Origin of the sequence: Cryobacterium sp. MLB-32 (genome assembly GCF_000738085.1) — a bacterium.
GTDB lineage: Bacteria > Actinomycetota > Actinomycetes > Actinomycetales > Microbacteriaceae > Cryobacterium.
In genome coordinates this window covers 1-1312 of record NZ_JPRS01000533.1, presented here as the reverse complement: position 1 = coordinate 1312, position 1312 = coordinate 1, and the positions used below count along the sequence as shown (strand labels likewise).

The following is a 1312-nucleotide window of genomic DNA, read 5'->3' as shown; positions in this document are numbered from 1 at the left end:
ACGTCGGTAGCGCCCGTGAACCCGGACCCATCAATGGTCACCGGGGTGCCACCGGTCTCCGGACCCGTGCTCGGCGTCAGGGAAGTGGCGGCTGGCAGCGGATCGAAGGTGAATGTGAGCGGTGCCGAGTTGCCGTTGGGCGAAAGAATGATCACATTCGTCGCCCCGACGGCATGTGCCGGCGTCGTCACCGTGATCTGCGTGTCTGAGTCAACGGTTACCGTCGGCGCAAACGTCCCATTGAACGTCACCGCCGTCGCACCCAAGAACCCCGTACCCGTCAGAACCACGCTCGTGCCACCAGCGACCGGGCCGTGATCGGGCACGAGGCCAGTGATCACTGGATCAGGCACATCAGTAAAGGTGAAGTCCAGCGGAGCAGAAGCGCCACCTGGCCCAGTGACGACCACTGGCACTGCACCCGGAAGGTGCGCCGGAACTGTGAACGTGACCGTGGTGTCATTCACAACGACGAACGGCACCGAGACTCCGTCAACAGTTACATCCGTGGCGCCAGTGAACCCGGACCCATCAATGGTCACCGGGGTGCCACCCGTTTCCGGACCCGTGCTCGGCGTCAAAGACGTCGCAGTCGGCAGCGGATCAAACGTAAACAGCCCCGGCGCGGAGTTGCCGTTGGGCGAAAGAATAATCACATTCGTCGCCCCCGCGGCATGCGCCGGCGTGACCACCGTGATCTGCGTGTCCGAGTCAACGGTCACCGCCGGCGCAAACGTCCCATTGAACGTCACCGCCGTCGCACCCAAGAACCCCGTCCCCGTGATGACCACGCTCGTGCCACCCGCAACCGGCCCATGATCAGGCACGAGGCCTGTGATCACTGGATCCGGAACATCAGTAAACGTGAAGTCCAACGGAGCAGACGCCCCACCCGGCCCAGTGACGACCACCGGGACCGCACCCGGCAGGTGCGCCGGAGCCGTAAACGTAACCGTGGTGTCATTCACCACAACAAACGGCACAGAGACTCCGTCAACAGTTACATCCGTGGCGCCCGTAAACCCTGACCCATCAATGGTCACCGGGGTGCCACCGGTCTCCGGACCACTACTCGGCGTCAAAGACGTCGCAGCTGGCAGCGGATCAAAGGTGAACAGACCCGGAGCGGAGTTGCCGTTGGGCGAAAGAATGATCACGTTCGTCGCACCCGCGGCATGCGCCGGAGTCGTCACCGTGATCTGCGTGTCGGAGTCAACGGTCACCGCGGCCGCCGACGTGCCGTCGAAGGTCACATCCGTCGCACCCAAGAACCCCGTACCCGTCAGAACCACGCTCGTGCCACCAGCGACCG

General features: G+C 63.8%; 1 protein-coding gene. It reads right to left on the bottom strand.

Annotation, left to right across the window (positions count from 1 at the left end; all coding sequences use genetic code 11):
• A partial coding sequence (locus JF66_RS19800) for an IPT/TIG domain-containing protein (protein WP_035880604.1) occupies positions 1-1312 on the bottom strand: 1312 nt, incomplete at both ends.